Source organism: Sphaerisporangium rufum, assembly GCF_016863395.1.
Taxonomy (GTDB): domain Bacteria; phylum Actinomycetota; class Actinomycetes; order Streptosporangiales; family Streptosporangiaceae; genus Sphaerisporangium; species Sphaerisporangium rufum.
This window is the reverse complement of sequence record NZ_BOOU01000024.1, coordinates 1-22392: the sequence shown is the minus strand read 5'-3', so window position 1 is coordinate 22392 and position 22392 is coordinate 1. Positions and strand designations below refer to the sequence as shown.

Sequence of the window (22392 nt, the reverse complement as noted above, 5' to 3'; positions counted from 1 at the left end):
GGCCGCCGGCCGAGGGCGGGACGGCACCGGCGGCCGGACCCGCCGGGGCGGCTGTTACGGTAGGCGCGGTGAGCAGGGAAGGGCGATCGGCGGCCGGCCGCACCGGCCGGAACGCACGGCGCCGGACGGGCGGCGGGCCACGGCCGGGCGGTGGTGGACGGTGCCGTTAATGGTGCGAGGAATGCGCAGAGGCGCGCCCGCGGAGAAGTTCCGCCATCCGGCGCAGGTCGTCGCGATCGGCTTCGGCACCGCCGGGCTGGTGGGCACCGGGTTGCTGTCCACCCCGATGGCCGCCGCCTCCGGAGTCCCGTCCGACTGGACGACCGCGCTGTTCACCGCGACCTCCGCGGTGAGCCTGACCGGCCTGGCGGTCGTGGACACCGGCGCCCACTGGTCGGTGTTCGGCGAGGTCGTCATCGCGGCGCTGTTCCAGATCGGCGGCCTCGGCATCATGACCTTGGCCACGCTGTTCACCGTGCTGCTGTCCGGCCGCCTCGGGCTGCGCGCCCGGCTGCTCGCGCAGGCGGAGACCAAGGTGCTCGGCATGGCCGGCCTGCGGCGGGTGGTGCGCAACGTCGTGCTGTTCAGCCTGCTGTGCGAGGCGGTGACCGCCGCGGTGCTCACCGGCCGCATGATGGTGGGCTACGACGAGTCGCTCGGCCGGGCGCTCTACATCGGCGTCTTCCACTCGGTGTCGGCGTTCAACAACGCCGGGTTCGCGCTCTGGCCGGACAGCCTGACCCGGTTCGCCACCGACCCGTGGATCTGCCTGCCGATCGCCCTGGCGGTCATCGTGGGCGGGCTGGGCTTCCCGGTGGTGTTCGAGCTGCTGCGCTCCTGGCGGCGCCCGCGCACCTGGACGGTGCTCACCCGGATCACCCTGGTGATGACCGTCGTGCTGCTCGCCGGGGGCACCCTGGTGTTCCTGGCGACCGAGTGGCGCAATCCGCGCACGCTCGGCGCGCTGGACGACCCGGGCAAGCTGCTGGCCGGCTTCTTCACCGCCGTCATGCCGCGCAGCGGCGGCTTCAACTCCATCGACATCGGCGCGATGTACCCGTCCAGCTGGCTGGTCACCGACCTGCTGATGTTCATCGGCGGCGGCAGCGCCAGCACGGCCGGCGGCATCAAGGTCACGACCGTCGGGTTGCTGGCCTTCGTCATCTGGGCCGAGTTGCGCGGCGAACCCAGCGTGAACGCCGGGCACCGCCGGCTGGCCTCCTCCACCCAGCGGCAGGCGGTGGCCATCGTCTTCATCAGCGGCACGCTCGTCGCGCTGTCCACCTACGTGCTGCTGGTGCTGACCCCGCACAGCCTGGACCAGGTACTGTTCGAAGTGCTGTCCGCGACCGCGACCGTCGGCGTGTCCGCCGGCATCACTCCCGAGGTGCCCCCGGCCGGGCGGCTGCTGCTGGTGGTGCTCATGTTCGTGGGCCGGATCGGCCCGCTCACCCTCGGCTCGGCGCTCGCGTTGCGCGAGCGGGCCCGCCGGTACGAACTCCCCGAGGAGCGGATGATCGTTGGCTGACAGGAGAAACGACCCGGTGGTGGTGATCGGCCTGGGCCGGTTCGGCACCTCGATCGCGCTCGAACTGGCCCGCCGGGGCACCGAGGTGCTGGCGATCGACAGCCGCGCCAAGACGGTCCAGGCGCTGTCCGGGCAGATCACCCACATCGCCACCGCGGACGCCACCGACATCGAGGCGCTGCGCCAGCTCGGCGTCCAGGACTTCTACCGGGCGGTCGTCGCCATCGGCAGCGACCTGGAGGCGAGCATCCTGACCGCGTCGCTGCTGGTCGAGCTGGAGATCGACGACATCTGGGCCAAGGCGGTCAGCCAGCAGCACGGCCGCATCCTGAGCCGGCTCGGCGTGCACCATGTGGTGCTGCCCGAGCACGACATGGGCGAGCGGGTGGCGCACCTGGTGAGCGGGCGGATGCTCGACTACCTGGAGGTGGACGAGAACTTCGCCCTGATCAAGACGCGCCCGCCGAAGGAGATCGTCGGGATGCCGCTCGGCCGGACCGGGCTGCGCCGCAAGTACGGCGTCACCGTGGTGGCGGTCAAGAGCGAGGGCGAGGAGTTCACCTACGCCAGCGCCGAGACCGAGCTGATGTACGGCGACATCATCGTCGTGGCCGGCCCGACCGACCGCGTCGAGCGGTTCGCCGAGCTCGGCTTCACCTGATCGTCCTTCCCCGCGCGACCCCTCCCGGGCGGCCCGGCGCCCCGGGCGGCCGGCGGCGGGCGGTACGCTCCGGCGGGAGCACGAGATCGTCCAGGGAGGCCGGATGACCGGAACCGGGGAACAGGCGGGCACCGGCGCGGACGACGGAGCGCTGTCGCGGCGGGTGCTGGGCCAGGTGGCCGGGCCGGATCCGCGGACGAACGAGATCGTGGCCGCGCTGGTGCGGCACCTGCACGCCTTCGTCGCGGAGATCCGGCCCACCGAGCGGGAATGGGCCGCCGGGCTGGACTTCCTGGTGCGCACCGGGCGGCTGTGCACGGCCGAGCGCGACGAGTTCATCCTGCTGTCCGACATGCTCGGCCTGACCACCGCGGTCGACGACGTCAATCACGCGGGGCCGGCCGGCATGACGCCGTCGTCGGTGGAGGGGCCGTTCCACTCGCCGGCCCCGCCCCGCGCGCCGGGCGACTGGATCAGCGCGGGCCCGGAGCGAGAGCGCGGGGTCGCGACGGTCGTGCACGGCCGGGTGCTGGACTGCGACGGCACCCCGCTGCCCGGCGCGACCGTCGACCTGTGGCAGGCCGACGACGCCGGGCGGTACGACACCCAGGACCGGGAGCAGCCGGCCGGGAACCTGCGCGGCCTGTTCACCACGGACGCCGCCGGCCGGTACTGGTTCCGCACCGTGCGGCCGGCCAGCTACCCGGTGCCCACCGACGGCACCGCCGGGGAGCTGCTGCGGGCGATCGGGCGGCATCCGATGCGGCCGGCCCACCTGCACTACCGGGTCACCGCGGCCGGATACCGCCCGCTGACCACGCACGTGTTCCTGGCCGGGGATCCCTACCTGGACTCCGACGCGGCGTACGCGGTCAAGGACGAGCTGGTGCGCGCGCCGGTCCCCCGGCCGAAGGGCGACGAGCGGTGGGGCATGCCCGGGCCGCACGAGGAGATCGAGTTCGACGTGCGGCTGGTACCGCTCGGCTGGACGCCGGACGGCGAAGGCCGGCCCCGACCCGGTGCCGGGCGGTGACGCACCGGGCCAGGGGGCTCATGCCGCCGGCCCGCCGGTTCAGCTCGCCGACACCGAGAAGCCGTTGGTGGTGAAGTTCATGCCGCCGGCGGAGGAGGTGATCTCGTACCCGAACTGCACGTCGCCCAGGGTGACGTCACCGAACCAGTTCTTGCCGCGTAGCCAGTTCAGCACGGCCTTGATGTCCACCGTGCCGGAGTTGACGTTGCCCTGCCGCACGAACGAGAACACCTGGTTGGAGCCGTTGGAGCCGCGGTAGACGTCCCAGTTGTGGCCGCCGACCGACGCGCTGGTCTGCCGGGAGCCGATCGGCCCCACCGGGCCGTACTTGTTCATCCACAGCATGATCTCGTAGGTGTGCCCGTCGCACCAGATGTCGTAGGCGGTGGTGTAGGCGCCGCCGTTCGGCACCGAGACGTTGAAGCTGCTGCTGGCGCTGCCCAGCTGGCTGATCCGCCGGTTCACGTTCCTGGTGGCGTTGGGGTAGGACTTCACCCCGCCGGTGTTGGGGTGGTTCGCCCACACTCCCCAGTTGCTGTAGGAGTTCGCCCAGATGGTCTGCGGTCCGGCGCCGCCGCCCCAGATGTTGTTGTAGAGGGTGTAGCCGCCGTTGGTCCAGGTGCCCCACTGGGCGGAGGAGGACCAGGTGGCCGCGTGCGCCGGCGCGGCGAACAGCCCGACGAACACCATGAGCATGGAGACCGGGAGCAGGAGACGGAGTGTCCGGAGCATTGATCTTCCCTTCTCGCCGTCGTGGCGGGTACCCCGGCCGTCGAAGCGCCGTCGAAGCGCTTCGACGGTGTTTCGACATGATCGGCGGTGGTTCCCGCGCGGAGTCCGGTCACGGTAGGTTCAGCGCGCCAGGGACGCAACGCGGACCCTGACGGATTTCCACCGCGCCAGGTCAACCCGGCGGCGGGCCCGGCGGCCGGTGAAACTTCCAGCGGGGTCAGCCGCCGGCGCGGCGGTGCCGGCCGGCCGCCGGCCGGCGCCGGGCGAGCGCGAGCAGCGACAGCAGCACCGCGGCGGTGACGCCGGTGGCCGACGCCGCCCCGACCAGGATCTGCTCGGGACCCAGCGCGCCGCCGACCGGCGCGGCGGCGGCCATCGCCCCGGCGGCGGCGCCGCGGGCCCCGTCACCGCCCGCGGCGGCGAGCGAGGTGGCCGCGGCCTGGTTCTCCTGGACCTTGCGCGGCAGGCCGTACCCGACCACCTTGTCCTCGTCACGGACCTTGCGTTTGAGCCATTTGCCGTCCACGTTGGCCTCGATGGTGTGCAGCCGGGCCCCCTCGACCCGCTCGACCACCCCGACGTGGTCGATCTTGCGGATGTCCTTGCTGCCCGACCAGTCGTAGAACACCAGGGCACCCGGCTCCGGGGTGTCGGACCAGGCGCCCTGCCGCTCGAACCACCGGGCGTGCGACGGCGTCCAGGCGAACGAGCCGACGTAGTCGGTCACCCCGGCCCGGTCGGCCGCCCAGGAGATGAACATGTCGCACCAGGGCGCCTTCTTGTACTTGGGGTCGCCGACGCTGCGCGCGTACCACTCACCGAACTTGGTGAGCTGGTCGGCTTTCTCCTTGTAGCCCAGCTCCGCGCGGATCGCGCCGAGCAGGTCTTCGGCCACCTGGTCCACCACGCCTTGACAACTCCTCTACTCCATCGGGGAGACGGCGCGCCGGCGGGAACGGTCCACCACCAGGCACGCCGCGGCCGGGCATGGCGTGGCACGGCATGGCACTGGATGGTCCGCTCCGGCCCCGTGGCCGCGTCCCGGGCCCGCACCCCCCGCGGTCCCGACGATGAACAGTAATCGATCAGAATCGGCGCCCGATCCAGAAAGCGGACGAACCCTACTATCTCCCGCGCCACTCTGTTGATCCCTGCCACCGGTCAGAAGGAGCCCGTCCCGTCCCCGGGCAGCGGGCCGGACGGCGGCAGGTCGAGCGGAGCCGGCCGCCCGGCCCAGGGCACCGCCACCCGGACCGCGGTGTTCCCGGGAAACCCGACCACGTAGCCCTTGAGCTGGTACGGAAGCACGGCCCACCAGGTACGCAGGCCGCGGGGGACCAGGGCCCCCGCGGCCCTGCTCTCTCCGACGCCCACATAGAGCATGTTGAGCCCGCCGCCCATCGCGGCCGTGGTCGCCATCTCCCGGGCCGTCTGCGGCCCCGGCTTGCCCTCGACCCGGTCGTTGACGAACGTGGCGGCGGCGCCCGCGCTCGCGCCCTGTACCAGGTTCCGCTTCCAGGGCTTCATGCCCTCGAAGACCGCCATGCCGGCGGTGCCGCCGACCACCCCGGAGATGATGGCGGAGTTGCTCGCCTCGGCGAAGGACAGCAGCGACCGGTCCAGCGGGCCGCGCCCGTGCGGCAGGCCGGCCACCGCGTTGATCAGCAGGTTGCCGCCCATCCCCCAGCGGTAGAGCCGCCAGTAGGTGTGCCAGGACTTGTGGGCGGCCTGCCAGAAGGCCGCCGTCCCGCCCTCGGTCTTGGTGCCCAGGGCGGTGACGAGCCGCGACCGCCCGGCAAGGATCGTGCCGTTGCGGAGCAGGGCGGCGAGCGTCCGGTACACCAGCCGCAGCCGGCCCATGATCTGCGCCGTCGCGGCGGCGGTCTCGCCGGTCAGCTGCGCGGTGCGGGCCCAGGCCGCCAGGCTGCCCAGCCCCGCGGTCGCCGCCGAGGTGAGCATGGCCACGGCGACCGCGGCGAGCAGGCTCTTCAGCAGTTCGGCGAGCGCCCTTTTGGTCTCGGCGGACACCTCGGCCGCCGTGTGGAGCACCTGGGCCGCCTGGTCGAGCCGGGCCACGGCGTCCGCCAGGTGGCGGTCGTCGAACCACCGCGCCCAGCTCTCCCGGTAGGCGTCGGCGTCCCTGCCCACCCAGTCCGGGATGCGCAGGTCCACCGCGTCGAGTTCGTGCCGGGCCTGCCGCAGGTCCGCCCCGACCTGCCGGCAGCAGGCCTCCATGCTCCTCAGCCGGACGACATCCTGGTCGTCGCCGATCCGGCGGATCGCGTTGGCCAGGACGGTGACCAGTTGCAGGGGAGCGTCGTACCACTCGGACACATGATCACCGGCCGCCGCTCCGCCGGACGGCGTCCGCGGTCAGCTCCTCGGTCCGCTCGATCCGGTCCGCGGCGGCGGCCAGTACGGTCGCCGCCGTCTCCAGGCCGGAGGACAGGGCGCCAAGGAAGTCGCCCACCTCGGTGTGGAAGTCGCGGTAGTGCCCGGCGAGCTCGTCGGAGGCGCCCTCCACCAGCCCGAAACAGCGGGCGGTCGGCGCCGCGTTCCACCGGAAGAGGTCGTCCGTGCAGACCAGCGCCTCGCCGGCCGCCGTGCAGGCCGCCGCGGCGGCCCGCAGCCGCCGCGGCGTCACATCGATATGGCCGCTCACCCCGCACCCCCGGCCGTCGCGATCGCTCCGCGGAGCATCTCACCTTGATCATCGAGTATGCCAGCACGGCTTACGCATTTGGGCAAACCGGAGAAATAATTCGTCGCGTCCGAAATCGCGATCGCTCGGCCGGATCCGCCCCTCGGGGACGGTCCCGCAGCACCGCGACGCCGGACGGCGGCAGGTGGAGGGTGCCGACCGGCTCGCCGGACGGGCCGAGCGCGTCGTACCACATCCCCGGCAGGGTGACCTCGTGCCGGTCGGCGGAGTGGTTGAGCAGGATGAGAAAGGCCAGGCCGTCACCGGTGCGGACGCTCGCCTGGACGCCGGGCGGCAGGCCGGCGACGGCCGGGGCCACCCCGGCCTCCCGCAGGGCCCGGCCGAGGACGGCCCGCATGGTGGCCTCGTCCAGCCGGGTGGACAGGTAGCGGGCGACCCCCCGGCCGTGGGCGTGCCGGGTCGCGGCCGGCCAGGCCGGCTCGCCGGGCGCGTCGAAGACGAACTCCGCCTCAGCGCCGCAGAGCCGCAGATCCTCCCGCCACAGGTCGGCGACGCCCCTGGCCGCCGCGAACGGGCCGCACCCGCGCACCGGGAAGGTCTCGCGCTCGGCCGCCGGCCAGAACTCCTCGACCCGCACCCCGAGGACGTCCCGCAGCGGCGCGGGATACCCGCCCAGGTGGACACGGTCGTACTCGTCCACGATGCCGCTGAAGAACGAGACCACCAGCGCCCCGCCCCCGGCGACGTAGCCGTCCAGCCGCCGGGCGTCGGCGGCGGAGAGCAGGTACAGGCTGGGCACCACGACCAGCGCGTACTCCGACAGGTCGGCCCACGGCGGCAGCACATCGACGCCGGCCCCGAGGTCGGCCAGCGGCGCGTAGTGGTCGATCATGCGGTCCAGCTGTCGCACGCCGTCGGAGGGGTGGGAGTCCAGCTCCAGCGCCCACCAGCTGTGCCAGTCGAGCAGCATCGCGACCTGGTTGCGGACCCGGGTGCCGGCCAGATCCGGCACCGCGGCCAGCTCGCGGCCGAGCTCGACGATCTCGCGGAAGACCCTGCTGTCCGGGCCGGCGTGCGGCACCATCCCCGAGTGGTACTTCTCGGCGCCGCCGCGGGACTGCCGCCACTGGAAGAACATGACCGCGTCGGCGCCGTGCGCGACGGCCTGCCAGCTCCACAGCCGCATCTGCCCGGGCCGCTTCACGGCGTTCTTGGCCCGCCAGTTCACCGCGCTCGGCGCCTGCTCCATCAGGATCCACGGCGCCCCGCCGCCGGCGCCGCGCATCGTGTCGTACGTCAGCCCGGGCCACAGGTGCGGGCGCGCCTGCTGGGGGTCGGGGTAGGAGTCGACGGCGACGACGTCCATCTCCGGCGCCCAGCCGAAGACGTCCACCGACTTCAGCCCGCTCAGGAAGTTCGTAGTGACCGGCACGCCGGGAGTGATCCGCCGCAGGATGTCCGCTTCGACGGTGAAGCACTCGCGCAGCGCGTCGTCGCTGAAGCGCAGGTGGTCCAGTCGCTGGGCCGGGTTGGGGAACGCCGGAGCCGCCCGGGGCGGCAGGACGTGGTCGAACGTCGCGTAGCGCTGCGACCAGAAGTCGGTCGACCAGGCGTCGTTGAGCAGCTCGATGTCATCGTCGTACCGCGCCCGCAGCCAGCGCCGGAAGTCCGCCGCCGACACCTCGCAGTAACAGGCCGCGACGTGGCAGCCGTACTCGTTGCCGACATGCCACATGCCGAGGGCGGGATGGTCGCGGTAGTGCTCGGCCAGCCGCTCGACCAGCATCGCGGCCCGCTCGCGGTAGACCGGGCCGGAGGGGCAGAAGTGCTGGCGCGCGCCGGGGCCGAGCACGGTGCCCTCCGCGGTGACCGGCAGGATCTCCGGGTGCTCGTGCACCAGCCACGGCGGCGGCGAGGCGGTCATGGTGGCGAGGTCGGCGGTGATCCTGTGGGCGTGCAGGTCGTCCATGACCTGGTCGAAGAACGAGAAGTCGTACGCCCCGCGCGCCGGTTCCACCCGGGCCCAGGCGAAGACGCCGACGGTGACCAGGTTGACCCCGGCCTCGGTCATCAGGCGCATGTCCTCGGCCCGGGTCTCGGCCGGCCACTGCTCGGGGTTGTAGTCGCCGCCGAAGGCGATGCCGCCGAGCCGGCGCCACAGCCGGTCCCGCGGGGACTCGGCCGGCCGCGGGGGGCGGGAACGGCGAATGCGGTCACGGGGGTCGGCGTTCATCGTCGGCGCGGTCCGCCCCGGCGTGCCGGAGCGGGCCGCTCCTCCCTTCGGGTGGATCGCGGTGCGTTGGGGCCGGCCGGGTGGCACGGCGTGCCGGGCGTTCACACCGGCCGGCTCAGCGGCGGCCGGCGGGCGGCGGCGCCCCGGTGCTGGCCCGGACGATCAGCCGGGGGGCGACGAAGGCGGTCGCGGACGGGGCCTCGCCCGTCTCGATCTGGCCGAGCATCAGCGAGACGATCTGCTCGGCCAGCACGTCGAAGTCCTGGCGGACCGTGGTGAGCGGCGGGGAGAAGAAGCCGGACTCGTCGATGTCGTCGAAGCCGGCGATGCTGATCTCGCCCGGTATGTGCCGGCCGGCCTCGGTCAGGGCGCGCATCACCCCAAGGGCCATCTGGTCGTTCCCGGCGAACACCGCGGTCACCTCGGGCCGGTTGAGCAGGTGCCGGCCGGCCTCGTACCCGCTGGCGGCGCTCCAGTCACCGAACAGCACCGGGGGCACCGGCGCGCCGGCCTCTTTGAGCGTGTCGTGCCAGGACGCGGTGCGCCGCCGCGCCGCGTAGGAGTCCTCGGGGCCGGCCACGTGCCAGACCGTCCGGTGGCCGAGTTCGAGCAGGTGGCGGGTGACCAGCCGGGCACCGAGCGCCTGGTCGGTGTCGACCGTGGGATGGCGGTGGCTGACGTCGCCGTCGGCCATCACCACCGGGACGCCGGGCGGCAGGCGGAGCGCCGGGGTGTCCAGGGTCTGCGCCTCGACCAGCACGATCCCGTCCACGGCCTGCAGCCTGAGCTGGTCGAACGCGTCGTGGACCGCCCGCTCGGTCTGCGACTCGATGGAGATCATGTTGACGGTGTAACCGGCGCGCTGCGCGACCTTGATGACCGCGTCGACCGTACGGGCGTTGCCGAAGCGGCTGAACCCGAAACTGATCAGGCCGAGGGTGCGGAACTGGCCGGTGACCAGCGCGCGGGCGGCGGTGTTGGGCCGGTAGCCGAGGACGCGCATGGCCGACAGCACGCGCCGGCGGGTCTCCGCCTCGACGTTGCTGCGGTTGTTGGCCACCCGGGAGACGGTCTGGCTGGACACCCCGGCCATCGCCGCGACGTCCGCCATGGAAGGCCTGCGCGGCGGCCGCCGCCCGGCCGTGCTCCGCGTCTGCTGGGTCGCCCCGTCCACCGCCACCACCCGTCGTCCGATGGCCGCCCAGAAGGCCCGCCCGTCGTGGGCGGGCCCGCTGTCCGGGCGGGCTGCTGCCCTGATGTTTACGTAAACACAAGGATCCGTCAACAGGACGAGCCGGATCCGCTCCGGCTGGCAGTCATGGCCTGAAACGGCACGGTTGTTACGTTCGAGGGAACCATTGACACGCTCTGGTGGCCGGGACAAACTACTGGACACCTTCCCTCATGTTCACGTGAACACGGCCCCGAGCGTCATGGCGACCATCCTCCCCACCCGGCAGGCGACGGCCGAGGTGGCGGCGTCGGCGGCCGGCCGCGACGCCCGACAAGGAGAGTTCTGTGCCACTCCTCATGGCAACGCGAACATCACCGGCCCGGAGCGCGGGGTGACGGCGCCGAGCGCGCGGCCCGGCACCGGTCACGTGCTGCTCCGCCAGCACCTGGCCGGGTACGCCTTCTTCCTGCCGTTCCTGGTGGTCTTCCTGGTCGCGATCGTCGCGCCGCTGGCGTACGCCGTCTACCTCAGCCTCTTCCAGGACCGCATGATCGGCGGCACGGTCTTCGTCGGCCTGGCCAACTACGCGCGGGCCATCGGTGACGCGGTGTTCGGCACCGGCCTGCTGCGCGTCGCGCTCTTCCTCGCCGTCCAGGTGCCGATCATGCTGGGACTCGCGCTGTTCTGCGCCCTGGCGATCGACAGCGGCCGGCTCCGCTGGCCCCGGCTGTTCCGCATCACGATCTTCATGCCGTACGCGGTCCCCGCGGTCGTGGCCGCGCTGATGTGGGGATACATGTACGGCGACCAGTTCGGCCTGACCGGGCAGATCGGCCGAGCCCTCGGCCTCGATCTTCCCGACCTGATGTCCCGCTCGTGGATGCTCGCCGCGATCGGCAACATGGTCACCTGGGAGTTCGTCGGCTACAACATGATCCTGCTGTACGCGGCGCTGCGGGCCGTCCCCGGAGAGCTCTACGAGGCCGCCGAGGTGGACGGCGCCGGCGCCGTCCGGATCGCCTGGAGCATCAAGCTCCCCGCCCTGCGCCCGGCCCTGCTGGTGGCGACGATCTTCTCGATCATCGGCAGCTTCCAGCTGTTCAACGAGCCGAACATCCTGCAGAAGCTCGCCCCCGCCGTCGTCACCACCGGTTACACGCCCAACATGTACGCCTACAACCTGGCGTTCAACGGCCAGCAGATCAACTACTCGGCCGCGATCGCCGTGGTCCTCGGCCTGGTCACCGTCGTGGTGGCGTACACGGTCCAGCTCGCCACCGCGAGAAGGGAGCGCGCGCTGTGACCGCCGCCACCGAGACCCCGGCCGCGACCGGGCGCCACACCGCGACCAGGCCGGCGCGGAGCCGCCGGCGGGGCGCCAGGAGCCCCGCGCTCACCGTGGCCATGCTGCTGATGTTCGGTTACACCGTGCTGCCGCTGCTGTGGCTGCTGATGAACGCCGGCAAGAGCGACGGGGACCTGTTCTCGACGTTCGGGCTGTGGTTCGGCGACGACTGGCAGCTGTTCACCAACATCGGTGCCACGTTCCGCTACGGCGACGGCATCTTCCTGCGCTGGTTCGGCAACACCGTGCTCTACTCGGTGGTCGGCGCGGGCGGCGCGGCCGTCCTGGCGACCCTGGGCGGCTACGCTCTGGCGAAGTACCGGTTCCCGGGCCGCAGGCTGCTGTTCGCGCTGGTGATCGGGGCCATCTCCATCCCCGGCACCGCCCTCGCCGTACCGACCTACCTGCTGTTCAGCCGGATCGGCATCGTCGACTCGCCCTGGGCGGTGCTCATCCCGTCGCTGGTCAGCCCGTTCGGGCTCTACCTGATGCGGGTGTACGCGGCCGACGCGGTGCCCGACTCGATCCTCGAATCGGCCCGCATCGACGGGGCCGGCGAGCTGCGCATCCTGCGCACCATCGCGCTGCGCCTGCTGGCCCCCGGCTTCGTCACCGTCCTGCTGTTCTCGCTGGTCGCGACGTGGAACAACTACTTCCTGCCGCTGATCGTGCTGAACACCCCCGAGTGGTTCCCGCTGACCGTCGGGCTCGCCCAGTGGAACGCCCAGGCCAACAGCGGCTCCGCCGGTCTCGGCGAGGCCACCTACTCGATCATCCTGACCGGCAGCCTGCTCTCCATCGTGCCGCTGATCATCGCGTTCCTGCTGCTCCAGCGGTTCTGGCAGTCGGGGCTCGCCACCGGAAGCGTCAAGCAGTAGTCCTCCAATGAAGAAGGAAACGCCATGAAGACGATCGCCACCCGGCGCGGCGCGCTGACCGCCGGCGTCGCCGCAGCCCTGTCGCTCGCACTCGCCGCGTGCGGTGGCGGCGGCGACGGCGCCACGGACGGCACCGGGTCGGGCGCCGCCGCCCCCGGCGCCTCGGCCGCCGCGCAGGACGCGCTGAGCAAGCCCGCCGAGCTGACCTTCTGGACCTGGGTGGCCGGCATCGAGAAGACCGTCGACAAGTTCCAGCAGAAGTACCCCAACATCAAGGTCAAGGTGGTCAACGCCGGCCAGTCCGCCGACCAGTACACCAAGCTGCAGACCGTTATGAAGGCCGGCACCGGCGCGCCGGACGTCGCGCAGATCGAGTACTTCGCCCTCCCGCAGTTCGCGCTGTCCAAGCAGGTGGTGAACCTCGCCGAGCACGGCGCCGACAAGGTGAAGGACCGGTTCAGCCCGTCGGCGTGGGGCCAGGTCTCCATCAACGGCGGCGTCTTCGGCATCCCGCAGGACACCGGCCCCATGGCGATGTTCTACCGCAAGGACATCTTCGACAAGCTCGACCTGAAGCCGCCGGCGACCTGGGCCGAGTTCGTGGAGACCGCCCGGAAGGTCAAGAAGGCCGAGCCGGACACGTTCATGGCCTCGATCGACCCCGGGGACGCCGGCGGCGTCGACAGCATGATCTGGCAGGCGGGCGGCGTACCGTTCAAGTCGACCGGCGCCACCGACGTCAGCGTCACCCTCGCCACCGACCCGGGCGTCAAGCGCTGGGTGGACACCTGGACCCCCCTGCTCACCGAGAAGCTCGTCGACGTGCAGCCCGGCTGGACCGACGAGTGGTGGAAGAGCATGGAGTCCGGCAAGTACGCCACCTGGCTGGCCGGGGCCTGGGCCCCGTCCCCGCTGACGTCCTCCATCCCCAAGTCCAAGGGCAAGTGGGCGGTGGCCCCCATGCCGCAGTACGACGCGGCCGCCCCGGCCAACTCCGAGAACGGCGGCTCCTCGGTCGCGGTCACCACCCAGAGCAAGAACATCCCGGCCGCGGTGGCCTTCGCCGAGTGGCTGAACTCCGACCCCGAGGCCGTCCGGTCGCTGAACACCGAGGTCGGGCTGTTCCCGGCCACCAGGACGCTGCTCGACGACCAGGCCTGGCGGGGCACCGCGTTCGACTACTTCGACGGGCAGCAGGCCAACGAGGTGCTGAGCGCCGCGTCCAGCGCCGTCCGGACCGACTGGCAGTACCTGCCCTTCCAGGTCTACGCCAACAGCATCTTCAAGGACACCGTCGGGCAGGCCATCGACGGCGGCGACCTGGCCGCCGGCCTGAAGACCTGGCAGGACCGCATCACCGCCTTCGGCAACGAGCAGGGCTTCACCGTCACCAACGGCTGACCCTCACGGATGTGTGGGCCCCGTAGGAGTGGGCGGGGCCCACACATCCGCCGGCCCTACCATCCGGACGTCGCCGACACCGCGCTGAGCGCGGCGCTCAACAGCGGGGTAATGCCCATGATCGGGCCAGCCGATCGGCTGCTCGGCGTTTCCGCCGCACGCAGGTGCGGCACCACCCCAGCGTGCCGGGGTGACCATGAGCGGACAACTTCGATCAACGAGAAGACGTCAGAATCTCGTCAAGCTACCGTGCAAGAGGGGGCACACTCGCTAGTCAGGACGAAGGACCCTGGATGACACAGCACTCGTTGTTCGGCCCTGATCTCGGAACGCTCCAATCCAAGCCTCGCGGGTCTCGTCCACAGCAGATGAGGGTATTGATCACCGTCAAGGCAGCGCCCAACCCGTCCGCCACCTACGGCGAAACCGTCTGCGTCGCCGGACTCAGCCTGGACATCAACAATCCCGGTTGGATCCGCCTCTACCCCATCAACCACCGCGAGCTCGAAGGCGACAGCAAGTTCAAGAAGTACGACATCGTCACCCTGGAAGCCCAACCCAACGAGCGCGACCCACGAGTCGAGAGCTGGCGGCCAGGCGCGGACCGCTTCGAGGTCGTCAGACACCTCAAGACCTGGGACAAACGCATGCCGTACCTCGACGACTACGTCGAAGAATCGATGTGCGACCTGCTCAACGACGTACGCGAATACGCCGGAGCCCGATCCCTGGCGGCCGTCCGCCCGCAGGAAGTCCTTGGCCTGGACATCGAACCCCACCCAGGCTGGACTCCGGACGAACAGGCGAAGATCAATCTCTATGTGAACCAATGCGCCCTATGGGACTCCGGCCCGCGATCAACCCTGCAGGCTCCACGCTTCAAGGCCTGGTACCGCTACCGCTGCCACAGCCCAGCCTGCAAAGGACACCGCCAGGGCATCATCGACTGGGAACTCGTCGGCCTCCAGCGCAGCGTCCACGATCGCGAGGACGCCGGCGTCGTCGAAGCGATTCGCGACAAGTTCTGGGACCTGATGTGCGCCCCAGACCGCGACACCATCTTCTACGTGGGCAACCAGCAGGCCCACCCCAGAAGCTTCCTCGTGCTAGGCGTCGTCTACCCCCGGCGGCCTACGCCGAGATCGCGAAGCTGAACCGCTCGCGGACAGCCTCCAACACCAGGTCGCGGTGGCAGCGGTGTTCGTCAGCCTCGAAGCACATCACCGCCACCTTCCCCTCCCGACCAGCAGCGATGATCCGCTCCACACAGTCCCGGGCCTCATCGCCGTCGAGAAACCCGGCGTAGATCCCGCGTGCAGCGCCCAGTTCGGCCGGGCTGCCACCGAATCCGGCGCGGTTCCACTTCGGGTTACCCAGTTCACGCATGTGCTCGTAGCCGATACCCGCCTCGGCCAGCGCCGTCGCCAAGGCCGTCTTGCTGAATCCCCGCTTACGCGAGATCGGGTTCAAGCGCACGTCAATCAGCAAGGTGATGCCCTCACGGCGTAGATGACACACGAAGCCGTCGAGGTCGTATCCCTCATAGCCGACGCCGGTCACGGCTGGCTGATTGATCGTCAACATGCCCTGCACCCTTTCACGAGAAGATGTACCCGTCACCCCGTTCCACAACAGGTGACTCCGAATCGTTGCCATACACTCACGATGCGTCATCACCGATGGGCGCGGCTACGTGCGAGCACACCCACGAGCGCGACGGAGCGGTTGCGTCCACGGAGGTGGTGTACGAGTTTCCGCTGGTAGTCAGCGTGGCGTCGTGAAATGAGAACGGCCATCGCGTGATCCTTCGAGTGCATGATCAAGAGCGAAGGAGGACAGGATGGCCGTCAACGACAGTGTGGACGCTGCGGACTGGCTGGCGAAGCAGATCGAGCAGGGCGACCCGGATCTGTTGCGATCCATGGTGAAGACCATGGCCGAGACGTTGATGTCGGCCGACGCCGACGGGCTGTGCGGCGCCGGGTACGGCACCCGCAGCAGCGAGCGGACCAACCGGCGCAACGGGTACCGGACCCGTGAGTGGGACACCCGCGCAGGGACGGTGGAGCTGGCGATCCCCAAGCTGCGGCAGGGGTCCTACTTCCCCGACTGGCTGCTGGAGCGGCGCCGCCGGGCCGAGCAGGCGCTGATCAGCGTGGTGGCCACCAGCTACCTGCTGGGAGTGTCGACCCGGCGGGTGGACAAACTGGTGGAGCAGCTGGGCATCAAGCACATCTCCAAAAGCCAGGTCTCGCAGATGGCCGGCGTGCTGGACGAGCAGGTGGAGGCCTTCCGCACCCGCGCCTTGGACGCCGGCCCCTACACCTTCCTGTGGCTGGACGCCCTCACCCAGAAGGTCCGCGAGGGCGGGCGGACCATCAACGTGCACGTGCTGGTGGCCACCGCGGTCAACGCCGACGGCCGCCGGGAGATCCTCGGCCTTGAAGTCAGCTCGGCCGAGGACGGTGCCGGATGGCTGACCTTCCTGCGCGGCCTGGTCGCCCGCGGCCTGTCGGGCGTCCAGTTGGTCATCTCCGACGCCCACACCGGGCTGGTCGGCGCGGTGGCCGCCGCCCTGCCCGGGGCGTGCTGGCAGCGGTGTCGCACCCACTACCTGCGCAATCTGCTCACCGTCGTCCCCAAATCCGCCCAGCCCTGGGTGGCCACCCTGGTGCGCACCATCTTCGACCAGCCCACCGCCGAGCAGGTGCGCACCCAGCACGCCTGGGTCATCGACGCGCTGTCGGCGAAATACCCCGCCGCCTGCGACCATCTGGACGCCGCCGCCGACGACCTGCTCGCCTTCGCCGCCTTCCCCCGCGAGATCTGGAAACAGATCTGGTCCAACAACCCCCAGGAACGACTGAACAAGGAGATCCGCCGCCGCACCGACGTGGTCGGCATCTTCCCCGACCGCCCGGCGATCATCCGCCTCATCGGCGCGGTCCTGGCCGAACAGACCGACGAATGGACCGAAGCCCGCCGCTACATGGGCCCCGACATCCTGGCCAAGACCCGACTCCGCGTCATTTCCAGCGACACACCACAACCAAACCCGACCCCCCAGACACTCACCGCTTAACCTGCAGAAACAGGATCACGCGGAGATCAACTCATACACCACTCCGCTGGACGTGACCGACGGAGCTCGGCAAGCCCTCAGATGGACGTACATGGCTAGACGTCAAACAAAGAAACCCCAGCTCAAACGCTTGAGCTGGGGTTTCTCGCTGTGCGCCGCCAGGGACTCGAACCCCGGACCCGCTGATTAAGAGTCAGCTGCTCTAACCAACTGAGCTAGCGGCGCTTGGCTATGGCGACTCTAGCAGCCCCGGACGCGGCACGCACATCGGCCGGGAGGGCCGGCGGCGCCGGTGGAACCGCATGAACGACGAGACCCGGATCGGCGGGAGCATGGGCGATCCGGGCGGGGACGGGGAGACGCGCTCTCCCCGGGGAGGGCGGACGCGGTCAGTCGTGCGCCTCGGCGAGCACCGTCGTCGGTTTGGCCGGGCTCGAGTCGAAGACCCGCCAGGCACCGTTGGAGAACGGCACCGGGCGGTTCTTGCGGCCCGGGCCCTTACCCCACTTGGTGATCACGTAGTCCACCTTGATGTGGCCGGAGCCGAACCCGGTGACCGTGAGGTTGCTGTCGTTGAACCTTCCCCCGGTCAGCTCGGCGAAGGTCTTGCCGTCGATGTCCAGCATGATGCCGCGCTCGGACGGGATGCCCGGCCCGCGGTCGCCAATGAAGAACGGGGCCTTCTTACCGTTGTAGACGACGTAGCCCTCGGTGCCGAGCGGCCAGCTGGGGCTGGCGAACATGCCCTTCTGCATGGGCTTGCCGCTGGCGGGCAGGCCGGTGTCGCCCATCCGGCCGGAGGAGTCGTCCCAGAAGTAGGAGGCCGTGGTCGACCCCTTGAGCATGACCCGCTTGGTGGCCGGGGCCTTATCAGCCTTATCAGCCTTATCAGCCTTGTCGGCCTCGTCCTCCTCGGCGTCCGCGCGCTCGTCGCGCTCGGCGCTCCGGTCGTCCTCGGTGCTCTCGGCGGCGGCCGCCGGGGGGGCGGCGTCGTCGCGCGTCTCGTCCGCGGCGGCGGACGTCTCGTCCACGGCGACCGCGGCGGTCTCATCGTCCTGCGAGGTCAGGTCGGTGGCGGCGAAGGCGGTGGTGCCGATGATGGCGGTACAGGCCACACCCGAGGCCAGCCAGCACTTGGGGGTGTTGGAGAAGAACGGCATGGGGGTAGGTCCTTCATCAGGAGACAGGGCGGTCCGCGCTCCGGGGGATCGACGGAATGTCGAAGAAACCTCGGTACGGGACGGTGCGCTCGTCAGGGGCCGCCGGACGCGAAAACAGGGAAGGCGTCAAGGGCACGGCGCTGTCAGGGGATGTCGCTACGGTCGTGGCATGCCGCCACGTGGTGGGTCGGGCGCGGGCCGCGGGTCACGCGGCGATCAAGGCCGCGCCGTCCGCCGCTACCTGCGGCGAGAGCCGGGACTTATGGTCGCCCGGGGGACGCACAGGGCGGGGTGGGGTGCTCCACTCGTGGTCTCCTCTCCATGGACGTCTACCGGGTTAGCTGACGGGTTCGGGCGTGGAGTTCGCCCTACCGCTGGCGCGGATTCACCCCAATGAGATTGGGTCCCCGGCTCCTGGACCGATACGGCCCTGGGACTCGACGACCGGCTGGCGGCCTTCCGGCTGAAGACCAGGTCACCACCCGGTCCCAGCAACATACCCACCAAGTGATGACAAAGCCAACCGAACGTCTACAACCAGCTAGAAAATCTACCTTTCACCCCAAAACCCCTTAAATAGCGCCATTCTCGCTGAAAATGGGCCAGCGATCAGCGCGCCAGTGTGACAAGGCGAGCCTCTGGTGACTCAAGAGGTTTGCCGTCCCTTTACCCGCCCCTTCGAACGATCAGTAAAACGCACCCCGACCCCTCCCCCGGCAATACTCTGCGCGTTAACAAAGTTACCCAACGTATCGCCGATCTCCCACAACCTGCCCCATCCGGCCACCACCCCACCCCCCGAGAGACCACCACCCCGCTCGCCCGCGCCCCAGAGCCCAAGATCACCCCAATCGGGACCCCACCCCTCGCGAGTCCAAAAGATCACCCCAACACCCACCCCACAGAGCCGGCGACGACCCCGCCGCTTCCCACCCCCGTGGAGCTCGCACTGACCCCGCCGCTGCCCCACCCCGGCGTTCGGGCGCGCCGGTGTTGTGAGGAGGAGGGAGTAAGCCTGAGGAACGAAGGCTTGCGAGCGACGCTCGAAGAACGCCGGCTGAAGGCGCCCGAACGCAGCGCGCGCGAAGCGCGCGCCGGCAAACACAGCGGGGCCGGGCAGTCCCCCGCCTGCCCGGCCCCGCGATAACGGTCCTGCGCCGATGTCTTCCCCCAAAAACACCGGTGCGGGTCCCGTTGATCGGACGCGTTCCCCCACCGCGTCCTTCTGGTGAAAAGCTTGTGCGTCGCCCTCGCGGGCGCGGTCGCATCCCTCTTGACCTGCCTTAACACTACATACCGGGTCCTGAGGTACTCGTCATCGCACGGTATAGATTCGGTCTAAGCCTGCGGGATGACCAGATACCGCGACGGCGCTCCGGGGCCGCCGCTAATCCGGTAGTTCGACGATCACCTGTGTGCCCTTCTCCAGCGAGCGGCTGACGGTGCAGTGCCGCTCGTGGACCCGGTGGGCCACGGCCCGGAAGACCTCGTCCGCCTTGGGGTCGCCTTCCGGGAGCTCCACCTCGTAGGTCACCGTGACCGGGCCGAGCAGGGTGGGCTCGACCTTCTCGGCGGCCACGGTCATCGCCAGCCGCACCAGCCGGTGACCGCGCTGGGCGGTCAGCGGCTCCACGGTGACGATGTTGCAGCCGCCGACCGCGGCGAGCAGCAGCTCCACCGGGGTGAATGCGCCCTGCTCGTCACCGCTGCCCATCTTCACCTCGGCTCCGCGGGCGTTGCGCGCCACGAAGCCGTCGTCCGTACGTTCCACGTTCACCGATGCCATTCATCGAGCGTAGAACGGCCCGCGGCCCGGTCAGGCGTCCGGGTGCTCGGCAAGGTAGGCGATGTACATGGGGCGCAGCGCCTCGCCGAGTTCGCCTTCGCCCGAGGCGATCGCGTCACTGAGCAGCGCCGAGACCCGGGTGAGGTCGTTGGCGGCCTCCTGCCCGTGGCCGCCGGCCGCCTCGGCGGCGGGGATGGCCTTGAGCAGCCTCCACAGGAAGCCGAAGTCACCGTGCGTGACCGCGTAGCGTACCGCGCGGTCGTGCAGCTCATCGGCCGGCAGCAACTCCAGCTGATCCTGGTTCATTGCCTCACACCTCCTGGTATGCACCTTTCCCGAGGATCAGCCGGATATGCCACTACGCCAGCTTGACGATCATCTTCCCGCGGTTCTCGCCGCGGAGCATGCCGAGGAACGCCTCCGGCGCGTTCTCGATGCCCTCGACCACGGTCTCGTCGAACCGGATGGCGCCGGTCCGCAGCCAGTCGCCCATCTCGTTGATCATGTCGGGCATCCGTGCGGCGTGGTCGCCCACGATGAAACCCCGCAACGTCAGCCGCTTGGTGACGATCTTGAAGAGGTTGCCCGGGCCGGGCGGCTGCTCGGTCTCGTTGTAACCGGAGATGGCCCCGCACAGCGCGGCCCGGCCGTGGTCGTGGAGGCAGTCGATCGCGGCGGCCAGGTGATCTCCGCCCACGTTGTCGAAGTAGACGTCGATGCCATCGGGCGCGGCAGACCGCAGCTGCTCGGTCAGCGGACGGTCCGTCTTGTAGTTGAACGCCGCGTCGAACCCGAGCTGCTCGGTGAGGTAGCGGACCTTCTCTTCAGAGCCCGCGCTGCCCACGACCCGGGAGGCGCCGCGCAGCCGGGCGATCTGGCCCACCAGGCTCCCGACCGCCCCCGCGGCGCCGGACACGAACACCGCGTCGCCCTCCTGGAAGCCGGCCACGTCGAGCAGCCCGACATAGGCCGTCAGCCCGGGCATGCCGAGCACGCCGAGATAGGCGGACGGCGAGATCCCCTCGGGCGGCCGGACGGCGCGTGCCCGCGCGGCGTCCACCACGGCCTCCTCCCGCCAGCCCCGGTCGTGCAGCACCAGCTCGCCGACCGGCAGGCCGTCCGCGCGGCTCTCCACCACCTCGCCGACGGCGCCGCCGTCCAGCAGCTCGCCCACCTGGAACGGCGGCACGTACGACTTACCCTCGTTCATCCGGCCGCGCATGTACGGATCGACGGACATGAACAGGTTCCGTACCCGGACCTGGCCTGCGTCGAGCGGGGTGACCGGCAGCTCGGCGAGCTCGAAAACGCCGGCGTCCGGCCAGCCCACCGGGCGGGAGCGTAGTTTGATGCCACGTGTCATGGTTTGCTTAGTTTCCTGGCGACCAGCGGATATTCACCGGCGAGCGGCGAGTTGCGTCACACCTCGCCCCGCGCCAGCCCCGCCCGGCGCGCGCGCAGGAATTCCCGTTCGACCTCGTTCCCGGTGCGCTCGATCGCCGCGGTGAAGGCCGCCGCGGCCTCGGCGGTCCGGCCCAGCCGGCGCAGCAGGTCGGCCCGCACCGCGTGCATGATGTGGTAGCCGGGCAGGTCCAGGCCGTCCACCAGGTCGAGCGCGGCGGCCGGCCCGGCCACCTCCGCCACCGCCACCGCCCGGTTCAGCGCCACCACCGGGCCGGGGGCCACGGCCATCTGCCGGTCGTACAGTGCCACGATCTGGGCCCAGTCGGTGGCCCCGGCGTCGGCCGCGTCCGCGTGCACCGCGTTGATCGCCGCCTGGATCTGGTACGGGCCGGGGCGATCCCGCCGCAGGCAGCGGCGGACCAGGTCCTGCCCCTCGGCGATCAGCTCCCGGTCCCAGCGGCGCCGGTCCTGGTCGGCCAGCGGCACCAGGCTGCCGCCCGGACCGGTCCGGGCGTCCTGGCGGGAGCGCAGCAGCAGCATCAGCGCCAGCAGGCCGAGCACCTCCGGCTCGTCCGGCATCAGCTCGGCCAGCAGCCGGGCCAGCCGGACGGCCTCGGCGCACAACTCGTCGCGGACCAGCCGGTCACCCGAGCCGGCCGCGTAACCCTCGTTGAAGATCAGCAGCAGCACCGCCAGCACCGGCCGGAGGCGGCCGGGCAGGTCGGCCTCCCGGGGCACCCGGTACGGGATGCCGGCCGCGCGGATCTTGGCCTTGGCGCGGACCAGCCGCTGGGCCATCGTCGTCTCGGGCACCAGGAACGCGCGCGCGATCTCCGTCGTGGTGAGCCCGCCGATCAGCCGCAACGTCAGCGCGACCTGGGCCGGCACGGCCAGCGCCGGGTGGCAGCAGGTGAAGATCAATCGCAGTCGGTCGTCGGGCACGGCCCCCTCCTCGATCGGGTCGTCGCCGCCGTGCAGCCGGACCGCCTCGGCCTGCCGGTCCGCGCGGGACGCCTCGCGGCGCAGCCGGTCGATCGCCCGGTTACGAGCGGTCGTGATGATCCAGCCCGCCGGGCTGGGCGGCGGGCCGGTGACCGGCCACAGCCGCACCGCCTCCAAGAACGCCTCCTGGATGCACTCTTCGGCCAGGTCGATATCACCGAACCGGCGCACCAGCGCGGCGACCGCCCGGCCGTACTCCCGGCGGAAGACCTCGGCGAGTTCCCTGGCACTCGCTCCGCTCGCGCTGCGTTCTGGCGCCTTCAGCCGGCGTTCTTCGAGCGTCGCTCGCAAGCCTTCGTCCCTCAGGCTTA

At 70.8% G+C, this 22392-nt stretch carries 20 protein-coding genes, 1 tRNA gene and 1 riboswitch; of the genes, 8 read left to right on the top strand and 13 right to left on the bottom strand.

What is annotated here, in order from left to right; genetic code table 11:
• Positions 1-181 precede the first annotated feature (181 nt).
• The 3 genes from Sru01_RS07840 (at position 182) to Sru01_RS07830 (ending at position 3222) form a co-directional block, all read left to right on the top strand.
• The gene (locus Sru01_RS07840) at positions 182-1528 is read left to right on the top strand and encodes a TrkH family potassium uptake protein (protein WP_239137091.1); all 1347 of its coding nucleotides are present in this window, start codon (positions 182-184) and stop codon (positions 1526-1528) included.
• Positions 1521-2189: a potassium channel family protein gene (locus Sru01_RS07835; protein WP_203983213.1), complete on the top strand. Its 669-nt coding sequence runs from the start codon at positions 1521-1523 to the stop codon at positions 2187-2189. The genes Sru01_RS07840 and Sru01_RS07835 overlap by 8 nt, the downstream gene beginning before the upstream one ends.
• A 103-nt stretch (positions 2190-2292) precedes the next feature.
• Complete coding sequence (locus tag Sru01_RS07830; protein WP_203983212.1) at positions 2293-3222, top strand: dioxygenase family protein; 930 nt, start codon at positions 2293-2295, stop codon at positions 3220-3222.
• Between the two features lie 39 nt (positions 3223-3261).
• Here Sru01_RS07830 and Sru01_RS07825 read toward each other — a convergent pair whose 3' ends face one another.
• The 6 genes from Sru01_RS07825 to Sru01_RS07800 form a co-directional block, all read right to left on the bottom strand.
• Positions 3262-3954, bottom strand: a complete 693-nt coding sequence (locus Sru01_RS07825) for a glycoside hydrolase family 12 protein (protein ID WP_203983211.1) — start codon at positions 3952-3954, stop codon at positions 3262-3264.
• 217 nt (positions 3955-4171) lie between these two features.
• A complete protein-coding gene (locus Sru01_RS07820) occupies positions 4172-4861 on the bottom strand; it encodes a CHAP domain-containing protein (RefSeq protein WP_203983210.1) in 690 nt (229 codons plus the stop codon).
• Positions 4862-5115: 254 nt separating this feature from the next.
• Positions 5116-6288, bottom strand: coding sequence for a WXG100 family type VII secretion target (locus tag Sru01_RS07815; protein WP_203983209.1), 1173 nt, complete (start codon positions 6286-6288; stop codon positions 5116-5118).
• Positions 6289-6292: 4 nt separating this feature from the next.
• Complete coding sequence (locus tag Sru01_RS07810; RefSeq protein ID WP_203983208.1) at positions 6293-6616, bottom strand: hypothetical protein; 324 nt, start codon at positions 6614-6616, stop codon at positions 6293-6295.
• Positions 6617-6686: 70 nt separating this feature from the next.
• A complete protein-coding gene (locus Sru01_RS07805) occupies positions 6687-8849 on the bottom strand; it encodes a beta-galactosidase (protein WP_203983207.1) in 2163 nt (720 codons plus the stop codon).
• A 115-nt stretch (positions 8850-8964) separates the two neighbouring features.
• Positions 8965-9960 carry a LacI family DNA-binding transcriptional regulator gene (locus Sru01_RS07800; protein WP_203983206.1) on the bottom strand — a complete coding sequence of 332 codons (996 nt, stop codon included), beginning with the start codon at positions 9958-9960 and terminating at the stop codon, positions 8965-8967.
• A 301-nt stretch (positions 9961-10261) separates the two neighbouring features.
• Here Sru01_RS07800 and Sru01_RS07795 point away from each other — a divergent pair, with 301 nt between their 5' ends.
• The 4 genes from Sru01_RS07795 to Sru01_RS07780 all read left to right on the top strand — a co-directional run bounded on the left by Sru01_RS07795 (position 10262) and on the right by Sru01_RS07780 (position 14801).
• Positions 10262-11326 (top strand): carbohydrate ABC transporter permease, encoded by a 1065-nt coding sequence (locus Sru01_RS07795; protein WP_239137089.1) that lies wholly within the window; start codon positions 10262-10264, stop codon positions 11324-11326.
• A complete protein-coding gene (locus tag Sru01_RS07790; RefSeq protein WP_239137087.1) occupies positions 11323-12246 on the top strand; it encodes a carbohydrate ABC transporter permease in 924 nt (307 codons plus the stop codon). The genes Sru01_RS07795 and Sru01_RS07790 overlap by 4 nt, the downstream gene beginning before the upstream one ends.
• A gap of 24 nt (positions 12247-12270) precedes the next feature.
• Entirely contained in the window at positions 12271-13647 is a 1377-nt protein-coding gene (locus Sru01_RS07785; protein WP_203983205.1) for an ABC transporter substrate-binding protein, read from the top strand.
• A 377-nt stretch (positions 13648-14024) separates the two neighbouring features.
• The gene (locus Sru01_RS07780; RefSeq protein WP_203983204.1) at positions 14025-14801 is read left to right on the top strand and encodes a DUF8757 domain-containing protein; all 777 of its coding nucleotides are present in this window, start codon (positions 14025-14027) and stop codon (positions 14799-14801) included.
• On the opposite strand, the gene Sru01_RS07775 is transcribed toward Sru01_RS07780, so the two are convergent.
• On the bottom strand, positions 14779-15231 hold the full coding sequence (locus Sru01_RS07775) for a DUF488 domain-containing protein (protein ID WP_203983203.1): 453 nt from the start codon (positions 15229-15231) through the stop codon (positions 14779-14781). The two genes, Sru01_RS07780 and Sru01_RS07775, sit on opposite strands and share 23 nt — an antisense overlap.
• 256 nt (positions 15232-15487) lie before the next feature.
• Between Sru01_RS07775 and Sru01_RS07770 the strand changes: the two genes are divergently transcribed.
• The gene (locus tag Sru01_RS07770) at positions 15488-16729 is read left to right on the top strand and encodes an IS256 family transposase (protein WP_203983202.1); all 1242 of its coding nucleotides are present in this window, start codon (positions 15488-15490) and stop codon (positions 16727-16729) included.
• Positions 16730-16880: 151 nt separating this feature from the next.
• On the opposite strand, the gene Sru01_RS07765 is transcribed toward Sru01_RS07770, so the two are convergent.
• From Sru01_RS07765 to Sru01_RS36150, 6 genes are all read right to left on the bottom strand, one after another.
• Positions 16881-16954, bottom strand: a tRNA-Lys gene (locus Sru01_RS07765).
• A gap of 164 nt (positions 16955-17118) precedes the next feature.
• A complete protein-coding gene (locus tag Sru01_RS36535; protein ID WP_373869500.1) occupies positions 17119-17889 on the bottom strand; it encodes a hypothetical protein in 771 nt (256 codons plus the stop codon).
• A gap of 311 nt (positions 17890-18200) precedes the next feature.
• Positions 18201-18332: riboswitch (cyclic di-AMP (ydaO/yuaA leader) on the bottom strand.
• Between the two features lie 944 nt (positions 18333-19276).
• Positions 19277-19675, bottom strand: coding sequence for an OsmC family protein (locus Sru01_RS07755; RefSeq protein WP_203983201.1), 399 nt, complete (start codon positions 19673-19675; stop codon positions 19277-19279).
• A 30-nt stretch (positions 19676-19705) separates the two neighbouring features.
• A complete protein-coding gene (locus Sru01_RS07750; protein WP_203983200.1) occupies positions 19706-19981 on the bottom strand; it encodes a hypothetical protein in 276 nt (91 codons plus the stop codon).
• Between the two features lie 52 nt (positions 19982-20033).
• A complete protein-coding gene (locus tag Sru01_RS07745; protein ID WP_203983199.1) occupies positions 20034-21038 on the bottom strand; it encodes an NADP-dependent oxidoreductase in 1005 nt (334 codons plus the stop codon).
• 56 nt (positions 21039-21094) lie between these two features.
• A complete protein-coding gene (locus tag Sru01_RS36150; protein ID WP_275412145.1) occupies positions 21095-22387 on the bottom strand; it encodes an RNA polymerase sigma factor in 1293 nt (430 codons plus the stop codon).
• Between the last annotated feature and the right edge of the window lie 5 nt (positions 22388-22392).